The organism is Bradyrhizobium sp., from assembly GCF_019244115.1.
Classification (GTDB): Bacteria; Pseudomonadota; Alphaproteobacteria; order Rhizobiales; family Xanthobacteraceae; genus Bradyrhizobium.
Genome location: NZ_JAFATE010000031.1, coordinates 1 through 7117 on the forward strand (window position 1 = coordinate 1; position 7117 = coordinate 7117).

Genomic DNA, 7117 nt, shown 5'->3' on the forward strand with positions numbered 1-7117 from the left:
AAAGGCCGATATGGCATGATTGCTTTTCTCGAAGCGAGAAAGACATTTGGACACGCTGCTGAACATCAAGGCGTTTCTGGCGACGGCCCGCGCCGGCAGCTTTTCGGCGGCCGCGCGGCAGCTCGATGTGGCGCCATCCGTGATCGTCAAGCGCATCAACCGCCTCGAAGACCAGATGAGCGCGCAACTGTTCGTGCGCTCGACCCGGCGGCTGGTGCTGACCGAGACGGGGGAGCGCTACTTTCCCCGCTATCAGACCATCGTCAGCGAGATCGAGGATGCGCTCCGCGGCGCGAGATCGCCCAGCGACCGGATCGAGGGGCACCTGCGCATCAAGTGTCCGACGACCCTCACGATCCTCAATTTCGGATCGATCCTGAATGCCTATCAGGTCAAGCACCCCGGCATCAGCATCGAGCTCGCCTTGATTGACCGTTCGGTCAACCCGATCGAGGAAGGGTTCGACGTCGCGATCGGCGCGATGCCCGCGTCCTATCCGAACGTGCTCGACGAGCCGCTGTGCCGCTATCCGCGCGTACTGTGCGCGGCACCCTGCTATCTCGAGCAGCGCGGCGAGCCGATGCATCCCATAGACCTTGCCGCGCATGACTGCCTGACGTTCCAGACCACGGGTTCGACCTGGTCGTTCGAGAGCGAGCGCGGCACCATCAGCGTCGAGGTCCACCCCCGGCTGTCCGCCAATGACAGCCAGGTGCTGCACGACGCCGCCTGCCGGGGGCTCGGGATTGCGACCATGGCGCGCTACATCGCCCGCCCCTCGCTGGCGAGCGGCGCGCTGAAGCTGCTGCTGCCGGACTATCCGGTCCCGGAATTGTGGCTGAAGGCGCTGATCCCGCAGAACAGGCTCAAGAAGGCCGGCGTGCAGAGCCTGCTGCGCTGGATCAAGGACGAGATCCAGCCGCTGCAGCTTGGGGCATAGTGACAGGCAACGGCTCATTGCGCCTCCTGGACCACGAGATTTGCCTCGACCGCTGCCGGCTTCGTCTCCCGGCCGAGAATTTTGGTATGCATCCTGCCGATCATGAGAATGCAGACCACGAACACCGCCGGACAGATGGCGAGGACGGCAAAAATGTTCCGCACCGGCAGGCTGGTTGCGAGGATGAGGCCGGCGATATAGGGGCCCGCGATCGATCCGATCTTGGCGACTGAGGTGGCCCAGCCCGTGCCGTTGCTGCGATAGGCGGACGGATAGAAAATGCCGGCGATGCTGTGCAGTCCGAAATGACCCCCGATCAGGAACAGCGTGATGAACGCACTCGCAACCAGAAAACCGTCGGAGCCGAGATCGGCGAAGGCGGCAACCAGCAGCAGCGGGATTGCAAGCAGCGGCATGACCGTGATGGCGATGGCACCGAACCTGTCAGTGAAACGCATCAGCGACAAGCCGCCCAGCGCGCCGAACGCGGAATTGACGGTCGCGGCCAGCGCCGCCGTCTGGCGGGAGAAGCCGAGCGCCTCGAACACCAGGGGCGTCCAGGTCGCGAGAAAGAACGCGGTCATCGAGGAGAAGATATAGGCGATCCACAACAGCGGGGTGATCACGCGCAATTCGTTCTCGAACAGCAGTTTTGCGTTGAACGACTTGCCGCCCGCCGCTTCGTCGGTGATTACGAAGCGCGGATTAGCCGGCAGTTCCAGATCCGGCGCCAGCCGGCGGACGATCCGCGCGATGGTCTCCGGCTTCCTGCCCTGGCTGGCAAGATATCGCACCGACTCCGGCAGCATGACGAGGAGACCGATCGCCGACAGCAGTGACAGGCCGCCGCCGACCAAAAAGACCGATCCCCAGCCATATCGCGGCGCGAGCCACACCGTGACGGGCCCGCCCAACGCCGTCCCCAAGGAGTAGCCGACCATAACGGTGGTCACGATGGTCGCGCGAAAACGTTTGGGCGCATACTCGATGTTGAGCGCCCAGCTCAGCGGCAGCATGCCGCCGATCGCGATACCGTCGAGGAAGCGCAGCGTCAGCAGTTGCTCGTAGCTCTTCGAGAATGCGATGGCCATGGTCAGCACGCTGAACGCGGCGGTGGCAGCGATGATCGAGGGACGGCGCCCGATCTTGTCGCCGAGATAGCCGAACAAAAATCCGCCGACCATGGTACCGGCGAGCCCGATCGAAAACACTTTTCCCATCATCACCTTGTCGAGGTGGAACTGCGGCGCGATGTAGGGCGCCGCGAAGGAAATGACGTTCATGTCAAAGCCATCGAAGAAGGTGATGACCCAGGATCCCACCACCAGCGCGACCAGAAAGCTGTTCAGCTTCTGCTGTTCGACGATGCTGGAAACATCGACCTCCTCGTTCATGTGAACTCCCTGCCGTTTCCCTGAAGCGTCTTGTTGTGATTTGTCCGCAGATTACCGGCCGTCTCCGCATCCAGGCGTAAACGGCGGTAGCGGTTATGGTTTTGGATGGTTAGCGTTCGGCTGGCGAAGAAAAAGGTGCATTGTCGGAAAACTGTTTTCTCGAAACGAGAAAGGAGCGAAACAAAAGCGACCCCCTCCGGCTCACTCCTTGGTCAGCAATTTGGTACCGCGATCGCGAATGGCGAGCTGGGCCATTTGCGCAAAGCGCTGCAGCAGCCAGGGCAGCACCACCTCCAGGCGAACATGATCATCAGCCACATCGACCTGGCCAGAGGCCACCTGCCCGAGCGCGCGGACACGAAACAGCATCCTGTTGTCCTCCCAGCGCTCCTCGTCGACGGTCAGCACGGGCACGCTGGCCGCCGCCCGTGACAGCCCGCCTTTCAGCCGCCGCATCGCTTCGTCCCGGCCGAGCTTGTGCGGAATGGATACGACGAGCGGAGCGGACATCTCAAAACCTCTTCCGGACCGAGATAATCGTCCTTATCAAAATCACCGCCGCTATCTGGTCGCGAGCTTCTTCATCGCCGCCTTGATCGAGGAGGCTGCGTCATCATAGCCCTGCCACGCCTTGGTCTTCGCCAGCAGGGCCGGGACGCTGCGCATCGTGTAGCGCTTCGGATCGAGATCGGACTTCAGCTGCGCCCAGGTCAGCGGCATCGAGACGGTGGCGCCGTCGCGCGCGCGCGGCGAGAGCACGGAGACCGCCGTCGACATGCGGTCGTTGCGCAGATAGTCGAGAAAGATCTTTCCCTTGCGCAGCTTCTTCGACATGTTCAGAAGATACTGGTCCGGCGCGTCATTGGCCATCCACTGGCAGACGCCCTGTGCAAACCCCTTCGCCTCCGGCCAGGTCACCTTGTCCCTGGTGCCGTGGAGTAGCGGGACCACGACATGGAGGCCCTTGCCGCCAGTGGTCTTGCAAAAACTCTCCATGCCGAGGTCGGAGAGGCGCTGGCGCATCTCCCTGGCCGCCGCGACAACTTCGTCGAAATCGACATCCGGCGCCGGATCGAGATCGAACACCAGCCTTCCCGGCGTATCATAAGCATTGGGCGCGCAGTTCCAGGGATGCAGCTCCAGCCCGCCGATCTGCGCCACCGCTGCCAGTCCCTCGATGCGGTCGATCTGCAGGTAGGGCTTGCGATCGCCGGAGACATTGGCGAGTTCGAGAAATTTTGGCGAGCCTTGCATGGCATGGCGCTGGAAGAAGCACTCGCCCTTGATGCCGTCGGGGCCGCGGATGATCGAACACGGCCGCCCCTTGATGTAGTCGATGATCCAATCGCCGACCGTCTCGAAATAGCGCGCGAGATCGAGCTTGGTGACGGCACCGCCGTCGCCGCCGTCTGGCCACAGCTCCTTGTCCGGCTTTGAGATGGCCACGCCCATCACCTCGGCCGATTTGCCGTTGCCCTCGCTGCGATGACTCGCGGTGGGCCGGCCGCGCTGCACCGGCGCCTTGGCGGCCACCGGCTGCGCCATTTCGGTCATCGTCGGCCGCTCGGCCTTGACCTCGCGCGCCGACTTGTCCTGACGCAGCCCTTTGAACGCCGCCTGCCTGATATTTCCGTCGGCGGTCCAGCCCGCGAACTCGATCTCGGCAACCAGCTCCGGCTTCAGCCAATGCACGTCGCGGGCCTTGCGCGGCGCATTGGTCCCGCCGAACGGACTTTTGTCCGACGCATTCGCCTTCAGTGCCGGCATGATCCGCTTGACCGTGTCCTGCCCAAATCCGGTGCCGACCATGCCGACAAAGACCAGATGGTCGCCGCGATAGACGCCGGCCATCAGCGAGCGGAATTTGCCGCTTGTGGTCTTCCAGCCGCCGATCACGACCTCCTGCCCTGCGCGCGCCTTGGCCTTGGTCCAGCTTTCGGTGCGGCCGGAGTGATAGGCGCCGTCGAGCTTCTTGGAGATGATGCCTTCGAGCGACATTTCTCGGACCGACTGCATCATGGCATCGCCGTCGACCTCGAAATGCTCGACATAGCGGATGCACTTCGCCTTTGCCTTTCGCGCCTCAAGCAGCGCCTCGAGGCGTTCCTTGCGTTCGCGCAGCGGCAGGCGGCGAAGGTCCATGCCATCGGCAAACAACAGGTCGAAGGCGAAGAAGATCAGCTTGTCGGTCTTGCCATCGGCAATCGCCGCCTGCAGGCTGGAAAAATTCGGATGACCCGCGTGATCGAGCGCAACGATCTCGCCGTCGATGATGGCGTCAGGCAGCGCGCCGGCCTGCCGGACGATCGACCCAAACTTGTCGGTCCAGTCCAACCCCTTGCGTGTCTTCAGCGTGGCTTCGCCGCCCTCGACGCGAAGCTGGACGCGATAGCCGTCGAACTTGATCTCATGGCCCCAGCCCGCGCCCGAGGGCGGCCGCTCCACCGCCGTGCAGAGCTCGGGGGCGACGAAGTCCGGCATCGCAGAGACTTTTTTGGCCTTGGCCGTGCTTGCCGCCTTGGTGGCGGCGCGCGCGTCCGCCGCCTCGCCGCGGTTCGAGTGCCACACCGCATCGGCCTTGCCACGGCCGCTCTTGACCATCATGAACGGGTTCGGCGCCCTACCCTTGCCGGCCGCGATCTGCTCCATGGTCCGGCCCGAGGCGACCGACTTGTCCTCATCGAGGATATTGTTGTCCTCGCCCTCCCTGGCATATTCGTCGCGGTGCTTGATCAAAAGCCAGTTGGTGCGCTTGCCGCCGTCGCGGTCATGCCGCATCCGCACCAACACCCAACTGCCGTGCAGCTTGCCGCCCTCGAGGGTGAATTTGAGATCGCCCTTTTTGAAACCTCTTTCGGGATCGTCGCCCTCCCAATAGCCGCGGTCCCACAGCATCACGGTGCCGCCGCCATACTGGCCCTTCGGTATCGTGCCTTCGAAATCGCCATAGTCGAGCGGGTGATCTTCGACTTCGACCGCCAGCCGCTTGTCGTGCGGGTCGAGCGACGGGCCGCGCGTGACCGCCCATGACTTGAACACGCCGTCGAATTCGAGCCGGAGGTCGTAATGCAGCCGGGTCGCATCGTGCTTCTGGATCACGAACCGCCGCCGCTTCGCAGGCGCAACCCTGGTTTCGCCGGAGGGCTCGCTGGTCTTCTCGAAATCCCGCTTCTTGCGGTAGGTGGAGAGGTCCCTCTGCAACACGATCACTCTCTCTGGCTGTGTCGACCGAAGCCTATCACGTAAAGCCTCCCGGAACCAAAACGGCCAAGGCCCGTTGGAGTTCCGATAAGCCTCTGACAATGCGGACGATTGCGATGGCTCCTCGCGCCTATTGGAAAGGGACGCTCAAGCTCTCGCTGGTGAGCTGCCCGGTCGTGCTCTATCCGGCCTCGACCGCGGCGGCGAAGACCCGTTTTCACCTGATCAACAAGGAGACCGGGCACCGGCTGAAGCAGCAGATGATCGATGCCGAGACCGGCGAGGTGGTCGAAGGCGACCAGAAGGCCCGCGGCTATGAGCTCGCCAAGGGCAAGTATGTCGAGATCGAGCCGGAGGAGCTGGACGCGGTCCAGATCGAGAGCAATCACAGCATCGACATCGACAGTTTCGTGCCGCGCGAGGAGATCGACCAGCGCTATCTCAACCACCCCTACTACATCGCGCCCGACGGCAAGGCCGCGCTCGACGCCTTTGCCGTGATCCGCGACGCGATGAAGGATCAGGACAGGGTGGCGCTCGCACGGATCGTGCTCACCAATCGCGAGCACGTCATGGCGATCGAGCCGCTCGGCAAGGGCCTGCTCGGCACGACGCTGCGCTATCCTTACGAGCTGCGCGACGAGGCCGATTTCTTCGAGGACATCAGGAGCCCCAAGATCACCAGCGACATGGTCGAACTCGCCGGTCATATCCTCGACACCAAGGCCGCGCATTTCGATCCGTCAAAATTCAAGGACGAGTATGAGACGGCTCTGAAGGCGCTGGTCAAGCGCAAGGCCGCGGGCAAGTCGATCAAGCCCGAGGAGCGCGAAGAACGGTCGAGCAACGTTGTCAACCTGATGGATGCCTTGAAGCAGAGCCTGAAGAGCAAAGGCCGGAGCCGGCATGCGACGGCGAAATCGCACGAGCGGCGTTCGCCGCAGCGGCGCAGTGCCAAGCGATCGCGTCGGACCACCACGCGGCATCGGAGGGCAGGGTAGGGAACGGTGGGGTGGGCCAAGCGAAGCGAGCCCACCGACGCGCTGTCGTGGCCAATGGTGGGCACGGCGCATACGCGCCTTTGCCCACCCTGCGAAATTTCGCGCCGCCGGCTCTGCGCGGGACGACAGCAACGTTCCTTGCCGATTCAAGATGTCAAACAGCTACTCATCTGTCATCGCCCGGCTTGCCGCCTTCGCTAAAGCTCCGGCGCGCCCTTGAGATCGTGGCCCCGCCGAAGCCTTTGGCGCCGGCGGGACCGGGCGACCCAGTATTCCAGAGACGGCAGTGCTTGAGCCGAGAAGCCGCGGCGTACTGGATTGCCCGCTTTTCGCGGGCAATGACAGTTGAGAATGATGCGGATCGCGCGAACATGAGTCGCATTCTCGCGGCGCTGATGCGTCCGAGTGTTGCTGCAAGTCACCCTCTGAATTGAAAGAGGGCGCAGGGAATGCCGCATAGGCGTTAAGATAGCACGGGCATCGATTGATATCGACGTTTTCGTGGAGGCTCGTAGAGATGCCTGCGGAGTGTCCGTTTGCAGTGACGCAAGCAGCGGATGGTTGGCTGTGGGATAATTGCC

The 7117-nt window shown here is 63.2% G+C and carries 5 protein-coding genes; 2 read left to right on the forward strand and 3 right to left on the reverse strand.

Annotated features, from left to right (window positions below; all coding sequences use genetic code 11):
* Positions 1-46 precede the first annotated feature (46 nt).
* Positions 47-940, forward strand: a complete 894-nt coding sequence (locus JOZ76_RS01550) for a LysR family transcriptional regulator (protein ID WP_291696876.1) — start codon at positions 47-49, stop codon at positions 938-940.
* Positions 941-954: 14 nt separating this feature from the next.
* Here the strand turns inward: JOZ76_RS01550 and JOZ76_RS01555 are convergent, their stop codons facing one another.
* The 3 genes from JOZ76_RS01555 to ligD form a co-directional block, all read right to left on the reverse strand.
* The gene (locus JOZ76_RS01555) at positions 955-2334 is read right to left on the reverse strand and encodes an MFS transporter (RefSeq protein WP_291696877.1); all 1380 of its coding nucleotides are present in this window, start codon (positions 2332-2334) and stop codon (positions 955-957) included.
* Positions 2335-2535: 201 nt separating this feature from the next.
* On the reverse strand, positions 2536-2844 hold the full coding sequence (locus JOZ76_RS01560; protein WP_291696878.1) for a polyhydroxyalkanoic acid system family protein: 309 nt from the start codon (positions 2842-2844) through the stop codon (positions 2536-2538).
* A 51-nt stretch (positions 2845-2895) separates the two neighbouring features.
* Positions 2896-5535 (reverse strand): DNA ligase D, encoded by a 2640-nt coding sequence (gene ligD / locus JOZ76_RS01565; protein WP_441299956.1) that lies wholly within the window; start codon positions 5533-5535, stop codon positions 2896-2898.
* Positions 5536-5651: 116 nt separating this feature from the next.
* Here ligD and ku point away from each other — a divergent pair, with 116 nt between their 5' ends.
* A complete protein-coding gene (gene ku / locus JOZ76_RS01570) occupies positions 5652-6536 on the forward strand; it encodes a non-homologous end joining protein Ku (protein WP_291696880.1) in 885 nt (294 codons plus the stop codon).
* Positions 6537-7117 lie beyond the last annotated feature (581 nt).